We start from the raw sequence: 20,939 nt of genomic DNA, 5'->3' as shown, positions 1-20,939 counted from the left end.
GGTCCGTCCGGGTCAGGGCTGGCGGTGGCCCAGCCCGTTGCCGCCGTGCGGGACGGGAACCCGGTGCAGTACGCCCCGGATCACGTCGGTCGCGGAGCGGCGTGCGGCGTGGGCCTCGGTGGTGAGCACGAGCCGGTGGGCGAGCACGGGGACGGCGACCGCGTGCAGGTCGTCCGGCACCACGTACTCACGGCCGGACAGCGCTGCCTGCGCGCGGGCGGCGCGCACCAGCTGCAGCGTCGCGCGCGGGGAGGCGCCGAGCCGCAGCTCCGGAACCTGGCGCGTCGCGGCGGCCAGCTCGACGGCGTACTGCCGCACCTCGGGCGCGATGTGCATGTTCCGCACCGTCTCGATGAGGCGGTGCACGGTCGCGCCGTCGGACACCGGCTCCAGCCCGTCGAGCGGGTTGTGTCCCGCATGCTCGTCGACCATCGCGAGCTCGGCCTTCGGGTCGGGGTAGCCGATCGAGACGCGCGCGGTGAACCGGTCGCGCTGCGCCTCGGGCAGGGCGTAGGTGCCCTCCATCTCGATCGGGTTCTGGGTGGCGATCACCATGAACGGCTCGTCGAGGTGGTAGGTCGTGGTGTCCACCGTGACCTGCCGCTCCTCCATGCACTCCAGCAGTGCCGACTGCGTCTTCGGCGAGGCGCGGTTGATCTCGTCGCCCACCACGATGTTGGCGAACACCGGGCCGGGGCGGAACTCGAAATCGGTGGACTGCCGGTTGTAGATCGAGACGCCGGTGATGTCGCTGGGCAGCAGGTCCGGGGTGAACTGGATGCGGCTCACCGTGCAGTCGATCGAGCGGGCCAGCGCCTTGGCGAGCGACGTCTTGCCGACGCCGGGCACGTCCTCGACGAGCAGGTGCCCCTCCGCGAGCAGCGTCACCAGCGCGATGCGCACGACCTCGGGCTTGCCGACGAGCACGCGTTCGACGTTGGCCGCGATGCGCCGCACCGTGTCGTGGAGCTCGTCGAGCCCGGCCGGGCCCTGCCCGTTGAGGTGTGAGCCCCCCGGGTAGTGCACGTGTTCGGTCTGCTCGCCGTTCAGCTCGGCGGTGGCGGCAGACTGTGCTCTCGACGTCACACGACCTCCTGGTGCCAATACCCTCGCGCGCGCCACGAACGTGTGGTCGTCATTCGTGGGATGGGCGTATGTCCTCGCCCTCGACAAGCGTCCCACGAAGTGTGTCAAACGCGGGCGAACTCCATGATTCAACCCTGCGGTCACGCATGGTCACCAGCGCCGTTGGCCCGATCAGGTGAGCGGGGAAGACGCGTCCCGATGACCCTCGGTTCTGACCTATGCTCCGAAACGGAATCAGGCGACTACGGAGAGGCGCGACGCGATGACCGACCTGGACATGGCGGCCCCGAGGGTGTCGCCGGTGCCGGCGGAGGCGTTCGCCGTGTCACCGGAACTGGCGGGCGACGCCTTCAAGCGGCTCAGCGAACTGCAGGACGTCGTGGGACAGCTGGTACGGCAGGCCAAGGTACTCGGCCGGTCGGTTCCGCTCGGCGCGGGGTACGCCGGTGAGGTCGGCGACTTCATGGCGCAGTACGGCCTCGGCGGGGAGGATTCCGCCGCCGACTCGCTGACCCGCTTCGGCAGGGAGCTCGAGGACCTCAAGGCCCAGATCACCGCGGCGCTCGAGCGCTACGAGACCGAGGACGAGGCCGCGGCCGACGGCGTGGACTGCGTGGGTGGCGGCTGACCGAATGCGCGTCCCCGGTTCCTTCTTCTCTCTTGTCCCCCTTCTTCTCCTCACGGCGGCGTGCGGCCGGGTCGAGGGCCTGCCCGCGCAGGCCGACGGTGTGTCCACGTCCCCGCCGACGTCCACGCCGTCGTCCACACAGCCCGCCGCGCTCGACCCGTGCGGCCTGCTGACCCCCGCGGAGCGCTCGACCGCGGGGCTGACGTCCACGGGCGAGCAGAAGTCCCTCGGCGGCGCACGGGCCTGTGACTACACCGAACCGGGCTCCTACGGCGTCACGATCACCATCGACGAGACCTCCGGCCTCGCGGACCTGCGGACCGAGGAGGAGGGCACGGCAGAGCAGGTGCGCATCGGCGCCCACGACGCGCTGCGCGTGGCCGACCACGACGCCGACGACGGCACGTGTGCCGTGCTGCTGGGCACCGGCGAGTCGGCGAGCGTGCACGTGGACGTCACCAACACGAACTTCACGGGCACCGCCCAGGCGTGCACCCGGGCCGACACCGTGGCCGGGCTGATCGAGCCGAAACTGCCGGGAGGGCTGTCATGAGTGACCGCGCGATACCGAGCACCGGCCGCCGCTACGAGTGGTACAGCCACGAGGCGCTCAAGGCCGAGGTCGAGTCGGGCAACGAACCCGCCGAGGCCGGGGAGATCGGCCGGGAGTGGGCCGAGCTGGCAGACGCGCTGCGGGAGGCCGGCGACGCGCTCACGGGGATGTCGGCGGGCAGCGAGGAGGCGTGGAGCGGCCCCGGTGGGGACGCGCTGCGCGCCGTGCTGCGCAAGGCGGCGGGCTGGTCGCAGGAGGCCGCGGCCGTGTCGGTGTCGCTGGGCGAGGCGGTGGGCAGCCAGGCCGAGACCGCCGCGCGGGCGCGCGCGGAGATGCCGGAACCGGTGCCGTACGACCCCGCGGGCATGATCCGCGACGCGGTCGCCGCCGGTGACCTCGCGGCGCTCGCCGGGCTCTCCGGCGCGCTGTCGGCCCGCCGCGAGGAGGCCGAGGCCGCGCGGCAGAAGGCGATCGACGTCCTCTACGCGCGCGACGCCGCGCTGCGGGCGGCCGTGCCGTCCTCGTCGTTCACCGCGCCGCCCTCGTTGACCAGGGGCGGGGGACACCGGGGGCAGCAGGGAAAGCCGGTCCCGATGTGATCCGCGTATCCGCGTCGGCGTTCGACATCCTCTGGTCCGATCTCGGCTACGGTGCCCCGCCCGCTCCACTGCTCGTGCCGAGCGTCGGCCGGACCGGCACCGAGCGCAGCGACATCCGCCGTGCCGTGCACGAGAACCTCGCCGAGCGCGGGCTGTTCTCCGGCGGCGAGCCCGACGAGGAGCTGCGCGACCGGCTCGGCCTGCTGGCGGGCGCGTCGGTGTACGTCGAATGCGAGGCGCTGCTGGACCTGGCCGAACCGGAACCGGTGCGGGCCGTCGCCGCCGTGCGAGGCAGGCGCGGCGTGCTCGCGGTGCAGCCGCGGCAGACCATCGGCCTGGCGGTCATCGGGGAAGGCGAGCTGTTCTCCGCCGCCGTCGGGGTCCTGCCCGAGCTGGAACCGGGGCCGGGCTACGGCGTGAGCCTGCCGGCGTCGGTGCTCGGCCCCGCCGCGCAGGACCCGGTGTACGGGAAGGCCGCGGGTTCGGCGGCCTACGAACAGCAACTGCGCGAGGTGCTCGCGATCCAGGCGCGGCCCGTGCTCGGCGCCGGCCAGTTCTCGGTGCGGGTACGCGAGGGGCATCGGCTGCGCAGGCTCGGCGGCGTGAGCTGGTTCGTCACCGACGTCGGCGCGTACCTCGGCACGGTCGCGCCGGGCCGGGGCGACGAGGACTGGATGAGCGTGGCGCCCGCTGACCGGGAGCGCCTCGCCGCGCGGCTCGCGGACCTGGTGGCGTAGCGGTCCGCTCACCGCCGGACCCGGTACCGCGCTACGCCAGGGCCTGCTGCGGGCCGGTCAGCAGCTGCTCGGCCAGGGGTCGCAGCTGGTCCAGTCCGGCCCGGCCCGTCGCCGGACGTCGCCGTGACGGCGGGCGGCGTGCCTCGCCGGGCGCGCGCCACCCACCTCCCTCCACCACTGCTCCCCACCGTCCCCACTTTCCGCCACCGGCGGGCTCTCGAGGGCCCTGATGGGGTCGCGGCACACGTGTTCCCTCACCCGCGGCGGCGATCTCGCCCCACCGCGCCCCACTCCGGCCCCACCGCAGTGACCTGCGTAAATGTCGCGTGAAAGTCCACGATCGAGCTGTTTCGGCGTTGACTGTGGTGAAAAGTGGGGTACGGTGGTGGCCAGTGGGGCGGAAGGGAAGCCTCGTGGCCGATCTCGGCGGAATCCGCGGGCACGTGGGTTCGGCGCTGGTCGGTAGGGGAGGTGGTGGCCGATGTTCCTCGGCACCCACACCCCGAAGCTGGACGACAAGGGGCGGCTCACGCTGCCCGCGAAGTTCCGTGACGCGCTGGCGGGTGGGCTGATGATCACCAAGGGACAGGATCACTGCCTGTACGTCTTCCCGCGTGCGGAGTTCGAGCAGATGGCCCGCAAGGTGGCCGAAGCGCCCTTCACCAACGAGTCGGTGCGTGCCTACCAGCGGTACCTGTTCGCGGGCACCGACGAGCAACGCCCTGACGGGCAGGGGCGCATCGCCATCGCGTCCGAGCTCCGGCGCTATGCCGGGCTCAACAAGGAATGCGTGGTGATCGGTGCGATCACCAGGCTGGAGATCTGGGACGCCCAAGCGTGGCAGGGCTACCTGGAGGAGCACGAGGACAGCTACGCCAAGGCGCAGGAGGAGATCCTGCCCGGCGTGTTCTGACGACGGCGGGCACGGGTTTCCCCGGCCGTGCCGGGTGGAACGAGGGAGTTCCGGCGCGGATGCCGTCAGGCTGCGGCCCTGATGCACCTTCCCCGGTATCAGGTCCGCAACCTGACGGCATCGGCACCGGACGAGCACAACGGGGCGGGTGAGGCGAAAGGGGGCGGGGCCCATGAACGACGGCACCGCGCACCTGCCCGTCCTGCTCGACCGCGTGCTCGAGCTGTTCGAGCCCGCGCTCGCCGGCCGCGAGGCCGTGCTCGTCGACACGACGCTCGGGCTCGGCGGGCACGCCGACGCGCTGCTGACCGCCCATCCGGCGCTGCGCCTGATCGGGCTGGACCGCGATCCCAACGCACTCGAGCGCTCCCGGGAGCGGCTCGCCGCGCACGGCGACCGCGTGGAGTTCGTCCACGCCGTCTACGACCGGCTGCCCGAGGTGCTCGAGGAACGCGGTCTGTCGCATGTGGACGGTGTACTGATGGACCTGGGGGTGTCCTCGATGCAGCTCGACCTCGCCGAGCGGGGGTTCGCGTACGCGCGCGACGCACCGCTCGACATGCGCATGGACCCGACGTCCGGGCGCACCGCGGCCGACGTGCTCAACACCTACCCGCTCGCCGACCTCACGCGGATCCTGCGCGACTACGGCGAGGAACGCTTCGCCCACCGCATCGCCAAGGCCGTGGTTGCGGAGCGCGAGAAGGAGCCCTTCGAGCGCAGCGAGCGGCTCGTCCGGCTGCTCTACGACACCGTGCCCGCGCCGAGCAGGCGCACCGGAGGACATCCCGCCAAGCGCACGTTCCAGGCGCTGCGCATCGAGGTCAACGGCGAGCTGGACACGCTGCGGGCCGCCGTGCCTTCGGCGATCGACGCGCTCGCGCCGGGCGGGCGGATCGTCGTCGAGTCCTACCACTCGCTGGAGGACCGCATCGTCAAGCGCGCGTTCGCGGAGAAGGCGTCCTCGCGTACGCCGGAGGGCCTGCCGGTGGAGCTGCCGGGCCACGGTCCCGAGCTGCGCCTGCTGACCCGCGGGGCCGAGAAGGCCGACGAACGGGAGATCGAACACAACGCGCGAGCGGCCTCGGTGCGGCTGCGCGCCGCCGAACGGATTGGAGCGGATGCCTGATGACCGCGCCGGCACGCACACGCACCCGGACACGCACCCAGTCCACGTCCCGTACCCGGCAGCGCCCGCGCGCCACCACGACGGCGGCCCCCGAGGCTCCCGAGACCGGGGGCGCGCCGAGGCGGCGCAGCTCGGCGGCCGAGCGCGCCTACGCGCGGCGCGCCCAGCGTGCGCAGGAGCTGCGGCGTGAGGCCGCCCCCGAGCAGGGCGTGCCGCGCTTGCGGCTGCGCCTGCGGTGGCCGCGTTCGCGCGCGTCGTTCGTGCTTCTGCTGATGGCGTTGATGGCGGCGGGCGTGGCGACCACGCTGGGTCTGTCCACACAGGCCATCGCCGATTCCTACCGGCTCGAGGAGCTGCGGCAGGGCAACGCCCATCTCGCCGAGTACTCCGAGCAGCTGCAGCGTGAGGTCGCGAGCGCGGAGTCTCCGTCGTCGCTCGCCGAGCGCGCCAAGGCGCTGGGCATGGTGCCCGGGGGCAACCCGGCGCGCATCGTGGTGAACGAGGACGGCTCGATCCGCGTCGTCGGCGAGCCGACCGAGGCCACCGCGCCGGCGCCGCCCCCGGAGCCCGAGCCCGACCCGGACCCCGCGGGCCCGCCGCCCGCTCAGCAGGGGCAGCAGGGCCAGCAGGGCCAGCCGCAGGGACAGCAGGGGCAGAACCCGGAGGAGAGCCGGGACCAGCAGGCAGGGGAGCGCCAGGATGCCGGCGGGCAGGCGGAGAACGCCGCGGCCGGCCAGGTGCAGGAGTAGAGCGACGACCGGAGGGGATTGATGCCAGGTCAGGCACGATCGCGAGGAGGAGCCGGCAGGGGCGGCACGCGCCGCACCTACTCGGCCAGGGCGCGCAGAGGGGGCGCGCCCGCGATCGACGGCGGTAACCGGGGTCGCTTCGTGGCCGGCCGGATCTTCCTGGTGGTCCTGCTCGTCGCGGCGGGGCTCAAGCTCGTGCAGGTGCAGGGTTTCCAGGCCGAGGCGCTGTCGGCGAAGGCGGAGCGGCAGCGCACGACCACGATCGACATCCCCGCCCACCGCGGCTCCATTGTGGACCGCAACGGGCAGGAGCTGGCGTTCAGCGTCGAAACGCGCATGCTGTGGGCGAACCTGCGGCTGATGCGCAAGACCTGGGACGAGTTCGCGCGCGAGAACCCCGAGTCGGGCGAGAATTACCGCACGCGGGTCGCCGAGATCGCGAAGTTCATCGCGGGCAAGCTGCCCGGCAAGACCACCGAGTCGGAGCTGCTGGCCGACTTCCACAAGGGCGCCAGCTTCACCTACCTCGTCGACGACGTCGAGCCCTCGATCGCCGACGAGATCAAGGCGAAGTACCCGGAGATCGGCTACGAGAAGCGGGCCAAGCGGGAGTACCCCGGCGGGGAGCTGGCCTCGAACATCGTGGGCTTCGCGAACTGGCGCACCGACGACCCGGACGTGTCCAAGCACAACATCCACGGCCTCTCCGGCCTGGAGAACATGCGCGACAGCGATCTCGCGGGCACGCCGGGACGGCAGATCGTCGACACGGCCCAGGGCAACGACAACGTCGTGATCCCCGGCACCGAACGGGACCTGCAGCCGGCTACGCCCGGCTCGGACCTGGAGCTGACGATCGACTCCGACCTGCAGTACGACCTGCAGAACAAGCTCGCGGAGTACGTGCGGGCCGCCGACGCGCAGGGCGGCAGCGCGGTGATCATGGACGCCAAGACCGGCGAGGTCTACGCGCTCGCCAACGACAAGACGCTCGACCCGAACGCGGGCTCACTCGACCCGGAGCTGATGAACAACACCGCGGTGACCACCCCGTACGAACCGGGGTCGGTGAACAAGATCGTCACCGCGGCGGCGGCCATCGAGCACGGCATCGTGAAGCCGGACTCGGTGCTGCAGGTGCCCGGCTCGATCGAGGTCGCCGACCACGTCGTGCACGACGCGTGGGACCACGGCACCCAGCCGTTCACGGCCACCGGCATCTTCGCGAAGTCGTCCAACGTCGGCACGCTGATGCTCGCCCAGAAGCTCGGTCCGGACCGGTACCTGGAGATGCTGCAGAAGTTCGGGCTCGGCAAGCGCACCGGCATCGGCCTGCCCGGTGAGAGCCCCGGCTACGTGCCGCCGCGCAGCCAGTGGTCCGGCACGACGTTCGGCAACCTGCCGATCGGGCAGGGCCTGTCGATGACCGTCGTGCAGATGGCGAGCATGTACCAGGCGATCGCGAACGGCGGCGTGCGCGTGGAACCGAGGATCGTCAGCGCGAAGATCACGCCCGACGGCAAGCGGGTGCCCGAGCCGAAGCCGAAGTCGTCGCGGGTGGTGAGCACCGAGACCGCGAATACGGTCAAGGACATGCTTCGCGCGACCACGCAGGACGGCGACACCTACCACCGGGGCACCGCGCCGCAGGCGGCGCTGGAGGGCTACCAGATCTCCGGCAAGACCGGCACGGGACAGCAGGTGGACCCCAACACGGGCGCCTACAGCGACCACCTCTACAACATCACCTTCGCGGGGATGCTGCCCGCCGACGACCCCCGGTTCGTGGTGGGCATCCGGCTCGACGCGCCCGACACGACGCTGCCGGAGGGCTCCTCGGCCGCGCCGCTGTTCCACGAGATCGCGTCGTACCTGGCGCAGCGCTACCAGCTGCCGCTGTCGGACAAGCAGGCTCCGGTCGTGCCGCTGATCCAGGCCGGCTGAGCGACGGGAAACGGCCCGGCATCCCCTGGGGAATGCCGGGCCGGTTCCGTGTCCGACTACAGGCCCGCGGTGCGGAAGCGGCGGATCGACAGCGGGACGAACACCGCCAGCAGCAGCACACACCAGCCGACGGTGGCGAGCACCGGGTTGGCGATGGGCCACGCCACGTCGCCCGCGGGCAGCCCGGGGTTGCCGAACAGCTCGCGGCAGGCCGCCGTCGCGGCGCTCACGGGGTTCCAGTCGGCGATCGCCTGCAGGATGGCCGGCATGCCGTCGGTGGGCACGAAGATGTTGGAGATCATCGTGACCGGCATGATCAGCGGCCCGATCCTCGCCGCGGTCTCCTCGTTCTTCGCCAGCGAGCCGAGGAACACGCCGAGCCACGAGACGGCGTACTGCAGCAACAGCAACAGCCCGAACCCGGCGAGCGTCGCCCCGATCCCGTTGTGGGCCCGCCAGCCGAACAGCAGGCCGCACGCCGCCATGATGACGAGGCTGCCCGCCGCGATCACGAGATCGGCGGCCGTCTGTCCGAACGGGACGGCGGAGCGGGCCATCGGCATCGAGCGGTAGCGGTCCATGACGCCCAGCCCGTTGTCCTTGGCGATGACCGTCAGCGCGCCCATCACGCCGAACACGGTGCTCATCACGAACAGGCCCGGCATGAGGTACTCGCGGTAGTTCCCGCCGCCGGGGATGGGGATGGCGCTGCCGAAGACGTAGCCGAACAGCACCACCGACACGAGCGGGAACGCGAACGTCGCGACGATCTGACCGGGCTGGTGCTTGAGCTTGAGCAGGTTGCGGCTCATGACGGCGAGCCCGTCGGAGAGCCCGGTGCGCAACGGGGACGCGGTCGCGGTCGCGGTCATCGGGCCGCCTCCTCGGTGGTCGTGGTGGTGGGTTTGCCGGTGAGGGTCAGGAAGACCTCGTCGAGCGTCGGCCTGCGGATGCCGACGTCCACCGCCTTCACCCCGGCCTGGTCGAGCTGGCGCACGATGTCGGGCAGCGCCAGCGAGTCGGCACCGACGGGCACGCTCAGCAGCCTGCGGTCGGCGTCGACGTCGGGCTCGGTGCCGGTGTCGGCGAGCACGGCGAGCGCCCGCGCGGCGTCGGGGATCTCGGCGGCATCGCCCACCGTCACGTCGATCCGGCCCCCGATCCGCGCCTTGAGCTCGTCAGGAGTCCCCGAGGCGATCACCTTGCCGGTGTCGATCACGGCGATGTTGTGGGCCAGCTGGTCGGCCTCGTCGAGGTACTGCGTGGTGAGCAGCACCGTGGTGCCCTGCCCGACGAGGTCGCGCACGGTGTCCCAGATCTCGTTGCGGCTGCGCGGGTCCAGGCCCGTCGTCGGCTCGTCGAGGAACAGCACGGTGGGGGAGACGATCAGGCTCGAGATGAGGTCGAGCCTGCGGCGCATCCCGCCCGAGTAGGTCTTGACCAGCCGGTCGGCCGCGTGGGCGAGGTCGAACCGCTCGAGCAGCTCGTCGGCCCGCTCCCTGGCGCGCTTGGTGCCGAGATGGAAGAGCCTGCCGAAGATGCGCAGGTTCTCGCGTCCCGTGAGCTGCTCGTCGAGCGCGGCGTGCTGTCCGGCAAGGCCTATCTCGCGCCGGACGGCGCCTGCCTCGCGCACCACGTCGTGGCCCGCGACGGTGGCCCGGCCCTCGTCCGGCCTGGTGAGCGTGGCGAAGACGCGGACCGACGTGCTCTTGCCCGCGCCGTTCGGGCCGAGCAGCCCGTAGACCTGCCCGGCCGGCACGGTCAGGTCGAGCCCGTCGAGCGCCTGCGTCTGCCCGAATCTCTTGCGTAGCCCTTCGGCGACGACGACCGCGTCGCCAGTGTGTTTCCCCATGAAGACCCCTGAAGTGAGTACGATGTACGCAGTACAAAGGTAGCCAACCGAGTACGACGTACGCAACTGAGTTTCGCTGGAGGAGAACGAGTGGCAGGCACGAGCGAGGCACGGCTGTCGGCGCTGGTCCGCGTGTGGGGCGACCAGCAGCGGCGCACCCGTGGCCCCGCGCCCGCCTACAGCCGGGAGCAGATCGCCGACGCGGCCATCGAGATCGCCGACGAGGAGGGACTCACCGCGGTCACCATGCGCAAGGTCGCCGCGCGCCTCGGCACCGGGGCCATGAGCCTGTACCGCTACGTCGCCAACAAGGAGGCTCTCGTCGAGCTGATGGCCGACCGGATCCTCGGCCGGGAGGAGTGGCCCGAGCTCAGCGGCGACTGGAAGCGCGACCTCGGCGACATCGCGTGCGGACAGCGGCAGGCGCTGCTCGCGCACCCGTGGCTGTCCCGTGTGTGGTCGGGCAGGCCGACGATGGGGCCGAACATGCTGCGGGGCTTCGAGCGCTCGATGTCCATCCTGGACGGTCTCGGTCTGGGCATCGACGACATGTTCGAGACCATCGCACTGGTCAACACCTGGGTCGACGGCTACGTGCAGAACGAGCTGGCGACCCGGGACTTCTTCGGCGACGCCGACGACGAGGAGGTGCAGCGTGCGATGGGACCCTACGTCGAGTCGATCATCGAGAGCGGCGAGTACCCGTACTTCGCCCGCGTGATCGCCGAGGCGAAGGCACCCCACGAGGACCCGGAAAGCCGTTTCGAACGCGCCCTTGCCCGCATCCTCGCCGGCATCGAGGCCACCCTCCCGGAGTGACGCCAACGGCCCCCAAGGCCACCTTTGTTGCGCTCAACGCAACAAAGGTGGCCTTGGGGGCCAATCAGCAGAAGGGTTACTTGGCGTAGAGGGAGTCGATCGCGGTGGCGTAGTTCTTGCTCACCACGTTGCGCTTGAGCTTGAGGCTCGGCGTGATCTCCCCGCCCTCCTCGGTGAAGTCGTTCGGCAGAATCGTGAACTTCTTGATCGACTCGGCGTGCGACACGAGCTTGTTCGCCTCGTCCACCGCCGCCTGCACGGCCGCCTTCAGGTCCGGGTCTTCGGCGAGGTCGGACACCGACGCGCCCTCGGGCTTGCCGTTCTGCGACTTCCAGGTCGGGAAGAACTCCTCGTCGATCGTCACCAGGACGCCGATGAACGGGCGCTGGTCACCGACCACCATCGCCTGGCTGATCAACGGGTTGGCCTTGAGCGTGTCCTCGAGCCCCGACGGCGCGACGTTCTTGCCGCCCGCCGTGACGATGATCTCCTTCTTGCGGCCGGTGATCTTGAGGAAGCCCTCGTCGTCGAGCTCGCCGAGGTCGCCGGTGTGGAACCAGCCGTCCTCCAGCGACTCGGCCGTGGCCTGCTCGTTGTTCCAGTAGGAGCCGAACACGACGTCGCCCTTGAGCAGCACCTCGCCGTCGTCGGCGATCCGCACCGAGGTGCCCGCCACCGGCCTGCCGACCGTGCCGACCTTGAACGCGTCCTCGGTGTTCACGTTGGCGGCCGCGCTGGTCTCGGTGAGGCCGTAGCCCTCGAACACCGGCACGCCGATGCCGCGGAAGAAGTGCGCGAGCCGCGCGCCCAGCGGGGCACCGCCGGAGACGGCGGCGATGCACCGGCCGCCCAGCGCCGCGCGCAGCTTGGTGTAGACCAGCTTGTCGAACACGGCGTGCTTGAGCTTCACCCCCAGCCCGGCACCGCCGGCGTCCCTGGCCTCGCTGTAGGCGACGGCCGTCGCCTCGGCCGCGTCGAAGATCTTGCCCTTGCCCTCGGAGTGCGCCTTGAGCTTCGCGCCGTTGTAGACCTTCTCGAACACGCGCGGCACGGCCACCACGAACGTCGGCCGGAACGTGCCCAGGTCGGCGACCAGGTCCTTGATGTCGGCGGTGTGCCCGAGCGTGGCGCGGGAGGTGAACGCCGTCAGCGCGATGGCGCGCGCCAGGATGTGGGCCAGCGGCAGGAACAGCAGCAGCGAGTTGCCCGCGCCCATCAGCTGCGGGAACGCGGCGATGTCGGCGCGGACCTCGGCCAGCAGGTTGCGGTGGGTCAGCGTCACGCCCTTGGGCCTGCCCGTGGTGCCGGAGGTGTACACGATGGTGGCGATGTCGTCGGCGCGAACGGAGCGGCGGCGCGTGTGCACGTCGTCGTCGGACACGTCGGCGCCGAGCGCGCCCAGCTCCTCGACGGCCGGCTGGTCGCCCTCGATCTGCCACGCGTGGTCGAGTTCCGGCAGCCTGCCGCGCACCTCGCCCAGTGTCGTGCTGTGCTGGGCCGTCTCGACGAACACGCCCTTGGCGCCCGAGTCGGAGAGGATCCAGTGGACCTGCTCCGCGGAGGAGGTCTCGTAGATGGGCACCGTGACCCCGCCCGCGGCCCAGATCGCGAAGTCGATCAGGGTCCACTCGTAGCGGGTCTTCGACATCAGGCCCACACGGTCGCCCTGCTTGATCCCCGCCTTGATCAGGCCCTTGGCGACGGCGAGCGCCTCGGCGGCGAACTCGCGCGCGGTGACGTCGTGCCACGAGCCGTCGACCTGTCGCCGAAAACTCACGGTGTCGCCGAACCGCTCCGCGTTGGCCCACACGACGTCCGAAGCGTTCTCGTCGTCGGCGACGGTCCGGCTGGCGGGGGCGCTGTACTCGCGCACGTGAACCTCCGTGTCCCACTGTGTTACTCGCCGGTCAACTTAGCCGCAATATGTCCGTTTGACCAAGGGCGGGTCCCGGTGATCGGATGAGCATGTCATTCTGCACCCGTGTTGGCTTCCGAGAACGCGCCCGCGCTGGACATCGTCGACGAGACGTTCCTCGCGGTGCCCCCGAGCACGGTCGCCGCGGCCTTCGCCGACCCCCGTTCGTGGTCGAAATACTGGCCCGACCTGGTGCTTGAAGTTTACACCGATCGCGGCGACGAGGGCTTGCGCTGGACCGTGCGCGGCGCACTGGTCGGCACGATGGAGGTGTGGCTGGAGCCCGTGCTGGACGGCACGCTGCTGCACTACTTCCTGAGGGCGACCCCGGCGGGTTCCGCCCCGCCGCGCCCGGCCCGGCTGCGCCGCGAGTTCGACCGCAGGGCACGGGCCGCGAAGGCGATCGCGCTGGAGCTCAAGCAGGTCCTCGAGGACGGCCGCGAGCCGGGCGTGCCGCCCCAGGTTCCCGCCGCTCGGTAGGCTGGGGACGTGCGGGTTCATGTCGTTTCCGACGTGCACGGCAACGCGGAGGCGCTCGCCCGCGCCGGTGACGGCGCCGACGCGCTCGTCGTGCTCGGCGACCTGATCGACTTCGTCGACTACCACGAGCACGGCAAGGGAATCCTCGGCGCGCTCTTCGGCGCCGACAACGTGCGCACGTTCGCCAGGCTGCGGCGCGAGGGCACCCGGGACGAGACGGTCGCGTTCTCCCGGTCGCTGTGGGCCAGCCTCGACGACCCCGCGAGCGCGGTGGACGAGGCGATCCGCGAGCAGTACGCCGAGCTGTTCGCCGCGATGACCGCTCCCACCTACGCGGTGCCGGGCAACGTCGACGCGCCCGCCCTGTGGCCCGAGTTCGCCGGGCCGGGGATCCACCTCACGGACGGCGAGGTCGTGGAGATCGGCGGCCTGCGCTTCGGCTTCATCGGCGGCGCGCTGCTGCCCGACGGTGTCGTGCCCCGCCGCAACGGGATCTGGCGGCCTTACCTGCGCACGCGGGAGGAGTTCGACAAGGCCGCCGCCGAGCTGCGCGGCATCGACGTGCTGTGCAGCCACATCCCGCCCGCGCTGCCGGAGCTGACCTACGACGTCGTCGCCCGCCGCGCCGAACTCGGTTCCGACGCGCTGCTCGGGCTGATCACGGCGGAGCAGCCGAGGTGGTCGCTGTTCGGGCACGTCCACCAGCCGCTGGCGCCCAGGTCACGGGCCGGGCGCACGGAATGCCGCAACGTCGGCCATTTCAAGCACACGGCGCGCCCGTACGTGCTGCGCTGGTAGGCGGCGGTACCGCTACGCTGACGCGCATGGCCGAGCAGTCCACGCAGTCCATCGAGGTCGACGCCGCGCCAGCGGAGATCATGGCGGTCATCGCCGACCTTCCCGCGTACCCGGAGTGGGCCAAGGCCGTCCGCGAGACCGAGGTGCTCGCCACCGACGACGAGGGCCGGGCCAAGCAGGTCAAGTTCACGCTCGACTCCGGCCCGGTGAAGGACGTCTACACGCTGGAGTACGAGTGGGCGGCCGACGGCCTCTCGGTGAGCTGGCACCTGGTGAAGGGGCAGATGCAGAAGGCCCAGAACGGGCGCTACCTGCTGGAGCCCCACGGCGAGCGCACCAAGGTCACCTACACGCTGTCCGTCGAGCTGGTGCTGCCCATGATCGGCCTGCTGCGCCGCAAGGCCGAGAAGATGATCATGGACACCGCGCTCAAGGAGCTCAAGCGGCGCGTCGAGGGCAAGGGGTAGCGTGCGGGTCCTGCTGTTCACGGGCAAGGGGGGCGTCGGCAAGACGACCCTCGCGGCGGCGACCGCCGCCGCGCTGGCGGGCCGGGGCAGCAAGACGCTCGTCGTCTCCACCGATCCCGCGCACTCGCTCGGCGACGCCTTCGGCGGCCCGCTGTCCGGCGAGCCGGCCGAGGTGGACACCTGCCTGCACGCCGCGCAGATCGACTCGCGATCCCTCGTCGACGGCACGTGGCAGACGCTGCGGGCACAGCTGCGCTCCGCGCTCGTGACCGGCGCCGGGCTCGACAGCCTCGACGCCGAGGAGCTGGCCGTGCTGCCCGGCGTCGACGAGCTGCTCGCGCTCACCGAGGTGCGGCGGCTCGCCGAGACGGGGCCGTGGGAGGCCGTGATCGTCGACTGCGGCCCGACGGCGGAGACGCTGCGGCTGCTCACGCTGCCCGAGGCGGTCTCCGGGTACCTCACGCGGATGTACGGCTGGAAGACGCGGCTGTCCGGGCTCGCACGCTCCGTCGAACGGCTCGCCACCCACCTGGAGTCGCTGCGCGGGCTGCTCACCGATCCCGCCACGACCAGCGTGCGGCTCGTGCTCACGCCCGAGCGCGTGGTGGTGGCCGAGACCCGCAGAACGCTCACCTCGCTCGCACTGCGCGGCATCCGCGTCGACGGCCTGATCGCCAACCGGCTGATGCCCGCCCCGGGGCTGTGGCGTGGCGGGGCGGCCTCGTGGCTGCGCACGCGCAGGGCCCAGCAGGAGGAGGTGCTCGCCGAACTGGCCCGCTCCGCGCTCGGCGAGGGCATGCTGCGCTCGGTGGAGCACCGCGCCGCCGAGCCGGTGGGCCTGGCGGCACTGCGCGAGATCGCCCACGAGCTCTACGGCGACGCCACCCCGCTCGCCGGCGCGGGGGAGAGCCTCGCGCCGCTGCTGACGGTGTCCGAAACGGACAGCGGGTACTCGCTGCGGGTGGCGCTGCCGCTCACCAGGGACACCGTCGTCGACCTGGCCCGGATCGACGACGAGCTGGCCATCACCGTGGACGGCTTCCGGCGGCTCGTCGCACTGCCCGAGGCGCTGCGGCCGTGCCGCATCGCCGACGCCGAGTCCGACTCCCGAGGGCTGCTGGTGCACCTGGAAGGACCCGCATGACGGGCAACGACGAAGGCGCCCGCCTCGCCGAGGAGATCCGGCTGCTCGTGGACCTGGTCATCGACCGGGCGGCCCCGTGGCTGGAGAGCGTGATCGCCGCCGGGCACGGCGACCCCGGACAGGGCGAGGAGGGCGAGCATCCCGGCAGGCAGGGCGGCTGCACGTGGTGCCCGCTGTGCGCGGTCGTGGCCGTCGTGCGCGGTGAGCGGCCCGAACTGGCCGCCCGCGTGCTGGAGCAGGCCGCGCAGCTCGTGGCGCTGCTGCGGGCCGTGCTCGCGGATCGCTGGCAGCCGCAGGAGGGCGTGCACATGCCGGGCTTCCAGCCCGAGCCCAGGCCGGAGCCGCCCGGTGACGGCGCGGTCCGCGTCCAGCGTGTGGCCGTGCGCCAGCGCGAGCAGTGGGAGCAGTAGGAGTTCCGGATGCTGGCGATCGGCGTCGACGTCGGCGGCACGAGCGTGCGGGCCGGGGTCGTGGACGAGCAGGGTGCGCTGCTGGACACCGCGCGGACGGGTACGCCCAGCGGTGAGGTGGCGCTGGAGGACGCCGTCACCTCGGTGATCGAGGAACTCCGCAACCGGCACGAGGTGGGCGCCGTCGGGCTCGCCGTCGCGGCGTTCGTGCGGCCGGACCGGCGCGGCGTGCTGTTCGCGCCGCACCTCGCCTGGCGCGCGGCCCCCGTCGGCGACCGCATCGCCAAGCGGGTCGGCCTGCCCGTGACCCTCGAACACGACGCCAATGCGGCGACGCTCGGCGAGCATCGCTTCGGCGCCGCGCGGGGCGCGCGCGTGGTGACGCTCGTGGCGCTCGGCACCGGGATCGGCGCGGGGCTGCTGCTCGACGGCCGGATCTTCCGGGGCGCCCACGGCGTCGCGCCCGAACTGGGGCACCTGTGCGTGGTGCCGGGCGGCAGGCCGTGCTCGTGCGGCAAGTACGGCTGCTGGGAGCGTTACTGCAGCGGCACCGCGCTGGCGGCGACCGCGATCGAGTTCCTCGCCCGCCACCCCGGCCGCTCCACCGTGCTGGCGCGGGAGATCGCCGGCGACCCCGGTTCGGTCACGGGCCGGAGGGTCGCCGGAGCCGCGCGCGACGGCGATCCGGTGGCGCAGCTCGCGATGGCCGAGCTCGCCCGCTGGCTGGGGGAGGGCCTGGCGCTGGTCGCCGACGTCTACGACCCCGAGGTGATCGTGATCGGCGGCGGGGTGTCGGAGTCGGCGCCGCTGTTTCTCGACGAGGCGCGGGAGCACTACGCGCACGCCGTGACGGGCGCCGGCCACCGCCCGCTCGCGCGGATCAGGACCGCTCAGCTCGGCGACGAGGCCGCGATCGTCGGGGCCGCGACCCTCGCGAGGGAGGAAAGCGCCGGCTCGTATGACTAGGCTGGCGGGATGCTGCTCGGTGACGGCGACGGGTTCGTCAGCTGCGTGTGCGGGGAGCGGCACTGGGGGCTGCACGGTGCCGCCGGGCTGCTGCTGACCGACCCGCGGCGTGGTGTGCTGCTCCAGCACCGCGCCGGGTGGACCCACCACGGCGAGACCTGGGCGCTGCCGGGAGGCGCTATCCGTTCCGACGAGACGCCCGCGCAAGCGGCGACCAGGGAGACCGAGGAGGAGACCGCCGTGCCCGCGGGCTCGGTGCGCGTGCTGTCCGCGCGGGCCGAGGACCACGGCACCTGGCGCTACACGACGGTGCTCGCCACGGCGGACGGCTCGGTCCGCCCCCGGGTCGCCAACGCCGAGAGCACCGCGCTGGACTGGGTCGATCCCGCCGAGGTGGAGAAGTATCCGCTGCACCGCAACTTCGCCGCCGCGTGGCCGAGCCTGCGTGCCCAGCTGGACCGCGAGCTGGTGCTCGTGGTCGACGCGGCCAACGTGGTGGGCGCCCGCCCCGACGGCTGGTGGCGTGACCGGGCCGCCGCGGCGGGCCGGCTGCGCGACCGGCTGGCGCTGCTGGGCAGCGCCGGTGTCGAGGCCACCGATCTCGATCTGGACCACGACGGCCTGTGGGTCTGGTGGCCGAGGATCGTGCTGGTCGTGGAGGGCCAGGCGAGGGAAACGGCCGCAGTGGACGCGGTGGAGGTCGTGCCCGCCGAGCACGACGGCGACAGCGCGATCGTGGCGACCACGGCCGCGCTGATGCGGCAGCGGCCCCGTGACCACGTCCTGGTGGTGACCGCCGACCGGCTGCTGAGGGACCGGGTGCGCGCGGAGGGTGCCGGGGTGATCGGCCCCTCGGCGCTGTGGGCTCTGCTCGACACCTGCGCGGTGTAGCGCTGCGGAGCGACCTGCGCCCTCTGTCGAGCGTCGTGGATTCGCGACTGCTAGACCTGTGCGCCGTTGGACGGGTCGGCCCCGTCGGGCGGGCCCTGCTTCACGCGCAGCAGCAGCAACGCGATGCCGGTGGCCAGTGCGAGCATGCCGAGCGGCGTGCCCAGCGTGCTCGTCAGCCCGATGAGCCGGGGAGCGATGAGCAGCAGCAGGCCCACCACGAAGAACAGCAGCACCACGAACGCGCCCTTGCGCGGCCTCGGCAGCGGCGGCGGCTCCGGCGGGACGTAGTGCTCGTCGTCGCCGGCCGGGTCAGGGCCCAGCATGGTCTCGTCCCAGTCGGAGCCGCTGTCACGCCAGCCCGTGCCCGCGGGCGCCGGATCCTCCGTGGCGGGACGGCGTGGCTCGGGCTCCGGCTTCGGCTCCGCCGGGGGATCGGCCCCCTGCCGCGAGTCCCTGCGTTCGGGCTCGGGGTCGCTCACGGCCTCCGCGCCGAAGCCCTCGGCGCGCAGGTCCGCGATGATCTCCTCGAAGGTCGCGTCCACGTCCTCCGGGCCATCGGAGCCACCAGCTCTGTTCACCGGGCACCCACCTGCCTGACCGTCCGTACGAACTCGGCGCTGCGTTCGAAGATCAACGGCGCGTCGTTGTCGAGCGTCGCCACGTGGTAGCTGTCGCGCAGCAGCACCTCCTCGAACTCGGTGCTGCGCACCCCCTCGGCGATGACCTTCGAGTTCACCGGCTCCACGATGTGGTCAACGACCGAGTGCAGGAGGAGAAGCGGCTGGGTCACCCTGGGCAGATCCTGCCGCACGATCTTCCACAGCCGGCTCAGGCTCTCCGTGGCCTTCACCGGCGTGCGCGCGTACGCCAGCTCGGTGACGCCCGGTTTGGCGATGTCCCCGCCGAGGCCCTTCACCGACGGCAGCACACGCGCCAGCAACGGCAGCAGCTTCGCGTCCGTGCGCAACGTCAGCACGGAGGGGTTCACGAGCACGAGCCCGGCCACCGCGTCGCCGCGCTGCTGGGCCAGCCGCAGCGCGAGCGTGCCGCCCATCGACAGGCCGAACACGAACACCGACTCGCAGATCGCCGTCAGCTCGGTGAGCTCGGTGTCGACGCAGCCGTACCAGTCTGGCCAGCGGGTGCGGTTGCACTCCTGCCACGTGGTCCCGTGCCCGGGCAGACGGGGGCAGCGGACGGTGAAGCCCTGCTGCGCGAGGTACTCGCCCCAGGGGCGCAGGCTCGCCGGGGAGCCGGTGAAACCGTGGCACAGAAGCACGCCGACCTCGGTCGAGTCGGTGTGCGAGAACGGCTCCGCGCCGGCGAGCACAGGCATGCCCGATCGCCCTCCCGTCGAGCTTCGTGGTCCCATGTTCGCACGCGCGGCGGCCGCTGTGGGGCACTGGCCTCGCTGTGAGATCGGTCGCGGGGATCGAGCAAGCGGGTGTCCGCTGTTGTGCCTCGCCAGCGCGGGTTCGTAGGCTGCAAACCGGCCGGGGTTTCGTGGAGGAGGACTTGACGCGGTGCTGTATCGCCTCATGAAGTACGTGCTGCTCGGGCCGCTGCTGCGGCTCTTCTGGCCGACCAAGGTCACCGGCCTGGAGAACATCCCGGAGAGCGGCGGCGCGATACTGGCGAGCAACCACCTCGCGGTCGCCGACTCCTTCTTCATGCCGCTCTATGTGTCCCGCCGCGTCACGTTCCCCGCCAAGCAGGAGTACTTCACCGAGCCCGGGATCAAGGGCAGGCTCAAGAAGTGGTTCTTCACGGGTGTCGGCCAGTTCCCGATCGACCGCTCCGGCGGCTCGGCGGCGCAGGCCGCGCTCGACACGGCGATCCGGCTGTTGCGGGAAGGCCGCCTGCTGGGCATCTACCCTGAGGGCACGCGGTCCCCGGACGCCAGGCTCTACAAGGGCAAGACGGGCGTCGCGCGCATCGCGCTGGAGGCGCGGGTGCCGGTGATCCCGGTCGCGATGGTCGGCACCGAGTCCGTGAACCCCATCGGCTCCAAGATGTGGCGGCCGCGCAGGCTGGAGATCCGGTTCGGCAAGCCGCTGGACTTCTCCCGCTACGAGGGCCTTTCCGGCGACCGCTTCATCGAGCGCTCGATCACCGACGAGATCATGTACGCGCTCATGGAGCTGTCCGGCCAGGAGTACGTGGACATCTACGCCGCGAAGGCCAAGGAGCTGCTCGCCGCCGAGGCCGCCGGGGTGCGGCCCGCGGTCCCGCTGCAGCCCGACGCCCGCGACGCCGCCCGGCTCCCGCGGAGCAAGGCGGGCTGAGCGGTCGAGTACCGTGCTGCGGTGCGATTCTTCTACGACACCGAGTTCATCGAGGACGGCGTGACGATCGACCTGGTGTCGATCGGTGTCGTGGACACCTCCGGCCGTGAGTTCTACGCCGTGTCCACCGAGTTCGACCCCGCCAAGGCGGGTCCGTGGGTGCGCGAGAACGTGCTCGACAAGCTGCCCTCGCCTGCGGATCCCGCGTGGCGCAGCCGGGAACGCATCCGGGCCGACCTGCTGGAGTTCCTCGGCAGCCCGCCCGGCGGCATCGAGCTGTGGGCATGGTTCGCCGCGTACGACCACGTCGCGCTCGCCCAGCTGTGGGGGCCGATGCCCGCGCTGCCGCGGCAGCTGCCCCGGTTCACCCGCGACCTGCGGCAGCGCTGGGAGGACGTCGGCAAGCCGCGGCTGCCCTCGCCGCCCGCCGACGCGCACGACGCCCTCGCCGACGCGCGGCACAACCTCGAACGCTGGCGCGTGATCGAGGAGGTCCGCCGCCGCAAAGGTTTCCCCGCCGCGTAGCCGCCCCCAAGGCCACCTTTGTTGCGTTCAACGCAACAAAGGTGGCCTT

Annotated in this window: 25 protein-coding genes; 18 read left to right on the top strand and 7 right to left on the bottom strand. The window is 72.0% G+C overall.

Features of this window, described 5'->3' with window-relative positions:
- Nucleotides 1-12 precede the first annotated feature (12 nt).
- On the bottom strand, nucleotides 13-1,086 hold the full coding sequence (locus BA062_RS19485; RefSeq protein ID WP_168214024.1) for an AAA family ATPase: 1,074 nt from the start codon (nucleotides 1,084-1,086) through the stop codon (nucleotides 13-15).
- A 262-nt stretch (nucleotides 1,087-1,348) separates the two neighbouring features.
- On the opposite strand from BA062_RS19485, the gene BA062_RS19480 reads away from it, so the two are divergent.
- The 4 genes from BA062_RS19480 to BA062_RS19465 are packed head-to-tail and all read left to right on the top strand — an operon-like array spanning nucleotide 1,349 to nucleotide 3,603.
- Entirely contained in the window at nucleotides 1,349-1,714 is a 366-nt protein-coding gene (locus BA062_RS19480; protein ID WP_110338731.1) for a hypothetical protein, read from the top strand.
- Nucleotides 1,704-2,267 carry a DUF3558 family protein gene (locus BA062_RS19475; RefSeq protein ID WP_245959905.1) on the top strand — a complete coding sequence of 188 codons (564 nt, stop codon included), beginning with the start codon at nucleotides 1,704-1,706 and terminating at the stop codon, nucleotides 2,265-2,267. The genes BA062_RS19480 and BA062_RS19475 overlap by 11 nt, the downstream gene beginning before the upstream one ends.
- The gene (locus BA062_RS19470; protein WP_110338729.1) at nucleotides 2,264-2,866 is read left to right on the top strand and encodes a PE-PGRS family protein; all 603 of its coding nucleotides are present in this window, start codon (nucleotides 2,264-2,266) and stop codon (nucleotides 2,864-2,866) included. The genes BA062_RS19475 and BA062_RS19470 overlap by 4 nt, the downstream gene beginning before the upstream one ends.
- Complete coding sequence (locus BA062_RS19465) at nucleotides 2,863-3,603, top strand: ESX secretion-associated protein EspG (RefSeq protein ID WP_110338727.1); 741 nt, start codon at nucleotides 2,863-2,865, stop codon at nucleotides 3,601-3,603. Before BA062_RS19470 ends, BA062_RS19465 begins: the two co-directional genes overlap by 4 nt.
- 31 nt (nucleotides 3,604-3,634) lie before the next feature.
- Here the strand turns inward: BA062_RS19465 and BA062_RS39890 are convergent, their stop codons facing one another.
- A complete protein-coding gene (locus BA062_RS39890) occupies nucleotides 3,635-3,778 on the bottom strand; it encodes a hypothetical protein (RefSeq protein ID WP_168214023.1) in 144 nt (47 codons plus the stop codon).
- 306 nt (nucleotides 3,779-4,084) lie between these two features.
- Between BA062_RS39890 and mraZ the strand changes: the two genes are divergently transcribed.
- From mraZ to BA062_RS19445, 4 genes are all read left to right on the top strand, one after another.
- On the top strand, nucleotides 4,085-4,516 hold the full coding sequence (gene mraZ, locus BA062_RS19460) for a division/cell wall cluster transcriptional repressor MraZ (RefSeq protein WP_110338725.1): 432 nt from the start codon (nucleotides 4,085-4,087) through the stop codon (nucleotides 4,514-4,516).
- Nucleotides 4,517-4,688: 172 nt separating this feature from the next.
- Nucleotides 4,689-5,645: a 16S rRNA (cytosine(1402)-N(4))-methyltransferase RsmH gene (gene rsmH / locus BA062_RS19455; protein ID WP_110338724.1), complete on the top strand. Its 957-nt coding sequence runs from the start codon at nucleotides 4,689-4,691 to the stop codon at nucleotides 5,643-5,645.
- On the top strand, nucleotides 5,645-6,394 hold the full coding sequence (gene ftsL / locus BA062_RS19450) for a cell division protein FtsL (RefSeq protein WP_110338722.1): 750 nt from the start codon (nucleotides 5,645-5,647) through the stop codon (nucleotides 6,392-6,394). Before rsmH ends, ftsL begins: the two co-directional genes overlap by 1 nt.
- A gap of 21 nt (nucleotides 6,395-6,415) precedes the next feature.
- A complete protein-coding gene (locus BA062_RS19445; RefSeq protein WP_110338720.1) occupies nucleotides 6,416-8,338 on the top strand; it encodes a peptidoglycan D,D-transpeptidase FtsI family protein in 1,923 nt (640 codons plus the stop codon).
- A 56-nt stretch (nucleotides 8,339-8,394) separates the two neighbouring features.
- Here BA062_RS19445 and BA062_RS19440 read toward each other — a convergent pair whose 3' ends face one another.
- Together BA062_RS19440 and BA062_RS19435 are read right to left on the bottom strand one after the other, a co-directional pair.
- Nucleotides 8,395-9,210 carry an ABC transporter permease gene (locus tag BA062_RS19440; RefSeq protein ID WP_110338718.1) on the bottom strand — a complete coding sequence of 272 codons (816 nt, stop codon included), beginning with the start codon at nucleotides 9,208-9,210 and terminating at the stop codon, nucleotides 8,395-8,397.
- Entirely contained in the window at nucleotides 9,207-10,190 is a 984-nt protein-coding gene (locus BA062_RS19435; protein WP_110338716.1) for an ATP-binding cassette domain-containing protein, read from the bottom strand. Before BA062_RS19435 ends, BA062_RS19440 begins: the two co-directional genes overlap by 4 nt.
- Nucleotides 10,191-10,280: 90 nt before the next feature.
- On the opposite strand from BA062_RS19435, the gene BA062_RS19430 reads away from it, so the two are divergent.
- Complete coding sequence (locus BA062_RS19430; RefSeq protein ID WP_110338714.1) at nucleotides 10,281-11,009, top strand: TetR/AcrR family transcriptional regulator; 729 nt, start codon at nucleotides 10,281-10,283, stop codon at nucleotides 11,007-11,009.
- Between the two features lie 76 nt (nucleotides 11,010-11,085).
- On the opposite strand, the gene BA062_RS19425 is transcribed toward BA062_RS19430, so the two are convergent.
- Nucleotides 11,086-12,882, bottom strand: a complete 1,797-nt coding sequence (locus tag BA062_RS19425; protein WP_110338712.1) for an AMP-dependent synthetase/ligase — start codon at nucleotides 12,880-12,882, stop codon at nucleotides 11,086-11,088.
- 108 nt (nucleotides 12,883-12,990) lie between these two features.
- Between BA062_RS19425 and BA062_RS19420 the strand changes: the two genes are divergently transcribed.
- The 7 genes from BA062_RS19420 to BA062_RS19390 are packed head-to-tail and all read left to right on the top strand — an operon-like array spanning nucleotide 12,991 to nucleotide 18,080.
- Complete coding sequence (locus BA062_RS19420; RefSeq protein ID WP_110338710.1) at nucleotides 12,991-13,404, top strand: polyketide cyclase / dehydrase and lipid transport; 414 nt, start codon at nucleotides 12,991-12,993, stop codon at nucleotides 13,402-13,404.
- 9 nt (nucleotides 13,405-13,413) lie between these two features.
- Complete coding sequence (locus BA062_RS19415) at nucleotides 13,414-14,202, top strand: metallophosphoesterase family protein (protein WP_110338708.1); 789 nt, start codon at nucleotides 13,414-13,416, stop codon at nucleotides 14,200-14,202.
- A 26-nt stretch (nucleotides 14,203-14,228) separates the two neighbouring features.
- Nucleotides 14,229-14,669 (top strand): SRPBCC family protein, encoded by a 441-nt coding sequence (locus tag BA062_RS19410; RefSeq protein ID WP_110338706.1) that lies wholly within the window; start codon nucleotides 14,229-14,231, stop codon nucleotides 14,667-14,669.
- Between the two features lies 1 nt (nucleotide 14,670).
- Nucleotides 14,671-15,813, top strand: coding sequence for an ArsA family ATPase (locus BA062_RS19405; RefSeq protein ID WP_110338704.1), 1,143 nt, complete (start codon nucleotides 14,671-14,673; stop codon nucleotides 15,811-15,813).
- Nucleotides 15,810-16,223: a hypothetical protein gene (locus BA062_RS19400; RefSeq protein WP_110338702.1), complete on the top strand. Its 414-nt coding sequence runs from the start codon at nucleotides 15,810-15,812 to the stop codon at nucleotides 16,221-16,223. Before BA062_RS19405 ends, BA062_RS19400 begins: the two co-directional genes overlap by 4 nt.
- Nucleotides 16,224-16,232: 9 nt before the next feature.
- Nucleotides 16,233-17,189, top strand: coding sequence for an ROK family glucokinase (locus tag BA062_RS19395; RefSeq protein WP_110338700.1), 957 nt, complete (start codon nucleotides 16,233-16,235; stop codon nucleotides 17,187-17,189).
- Between the two features lie 9 nt (nucleotides 17,190-17,198).
- Nucleotides 17,199-18,080 (top strand): NUDIX hydrolase, encoded by an 882-nt coding sequence (locus tag BA062_RS19390; protein ID WP_110338698.1) that lies wholly within the window; start codon nucleotides 17,199-17,201, stop codon nucleotides 18,078-18,080.
- Nucleotides 18,081-18,130: 50 nt separating this feature from the next.
- Here the strand turns inward: BA062_RS19390 and BA062_RS19385 are convergent, their stop codons facing one another.
- Entirely contained in the window at nucleotides 18,131-18,658 is a 528-nt protein-coding gene (locus BA062_RS19385; protein ID WP_110338696.1) for a hypothetical protein, read from the bottom strand.
- Nucleotides 18,655-19,416, bottom strand: coding sequence for an alpha/beta hydrolase (locus BA062_RS19380; protein WP_110338694.1), 762 nt, complete (start codon nucleotides 19,414-19,416; stop codon nucleotides 18,655-18,657). The genes BA062_RS19385 and BA062_RS19380 overlap by 4 nt, the downstream gene beginning before the upstream one ends.
- A 187-nt stretch (nucleotides 19,417-19,603) precedes the next feature.
- Here BA062_RS19380 and BA062_RS19375 point away from each other — a divergent pair, with 187 nt between their 5' ends.
- Together BA062_RS19375 and BA062_RS19370 are read left to right on the top strand one after the other, a co-directional pair.
- Nucleotides 19,604-20,365, top strand: a complete 762-nt coding sequence (locus BA062_RS19375) for a lysophospholipid acyltransferase family protein (RefSeq protein ID WP_110338692.1) — start codon at nucleotides 19,604-19,606, stop codon at nucleotides 20,363-20,365.
- A 21-nt stretch (nucleotides 20,366-20,386) separates the two neighbouring features.
- On the top strand, nucleotides 20,387-20,890 hold the full coding sequence (locus tag BA062_RS19370; RefSeq protein WP_110338690.1) for a polyadenylate-specific 3'-exoribonuclease AS: 504 nt from the start codon (nucleotides 20,387-20,389) through the stop codon (nucleotides 20,888-20,890).
- The last annotated feature ends 49 nt before the right edge of the window (nucleotides 20,891-20,939 follow it).

This window comes from Prauserella flavalba, assembly GCF_003202235.1.
GTDB lineage: Bacteria > Actinomycetota > Actinomycetes > Mycobacteriales > Pseudonocardiaceae > Prauserella_A > Prauserella_A flavalba.
Note: the sequence above shows the minus strand (reverse complement) of the source record. Positions and strands in the feature narration are given on the sequence as shown.

Coding starts and splice junctions, on each gene's coding strand:
- BA062_RS19480 (WP_110338731.1), top strand. CDS start 1,349: ATGACCGACCTGGACATGGCGGCCCCGAGGGTGTCGCCGGTGCCGGCG.
- BA062_RS19470 (WP_110338729.1), top strand. CDS start 2,264: ATGAGTGACCGCGCGATACCGAGCACCGGCCGCCGCTACGAGTGGTAC.
- mraZ (WP_110338725.1), top strand. CDS start 4,085: ATGTTCCTCGGCACCCACACCCCGAAGCTGGACGACAAGGGGCGGCTC.
- rsmH (WP_110338724.1), top strand. CDS start 4,689: ATGAACGACGGCACCGCGCACCTGCCCGTCCTGCTCGACCGCGTGCTC.
- ftsL (WP_110338722.1), top strand. CDS start 5,645: ATGACCGCGCCGGCACGCACACGCACCCGGACACGCACCCAGTCCACG.
- BA062_RS19445 (WP_110338720.1), top strand. CDS start 6,416: ATGCCAGGTCAGGCACGATCGCGAGGAGGAGCCGGCAGGGGCGGCACG.
- BA062_RS19440 (WP_110338718.1), bottom strand. CDS start 9,210: ATGACCGCGACCGCGACCGCGTCCCCGTTGCGCACCGGGCTCTCCGAC.
- BA062_RS19435 (WP_110338716.1), bottom strand. CDS start 10,190: ATGGGGAAACACACTGGCGACGCGGTCGTCGTCGCCGAAGGGCTACGC.
- BA062_RS19410 (WP_110338706.1), top strand. CDS start 14,229: ATGGCCGAGCAGTCCACGCAGTCCATCGAGGTCGACGCCGCGCCAGCG.
- BA062_RS19400 (WP_110338702.1), top strand. CDS start 15,810: ATGACGGGCAACGACGAAGGCGCCCGCCTCGCCGAGGAGATCCGGCTG.
- BA062_RS19395 (WP_110338700.1), top strand. CDS start 16,233: ATGCTGGCGATCGGCGTCGACGTCGGCGGCACGAGCGTGCGGGCCGGG.
- BA062_RS19390 (WP_110338698.1), top strand. CDS start 17,199: ATGCTGCTCGGTGACGGCGACGGGTTCGTCAGCTGCGTGTGCGGGGAG.
- BA062_RS19380 (WP_110338694.1), bottom strand. CDS start 19,416: ATGCCTGTGCTCGCCGGCGCGGAGCCGTTCTCGCACACCGACTCGACC.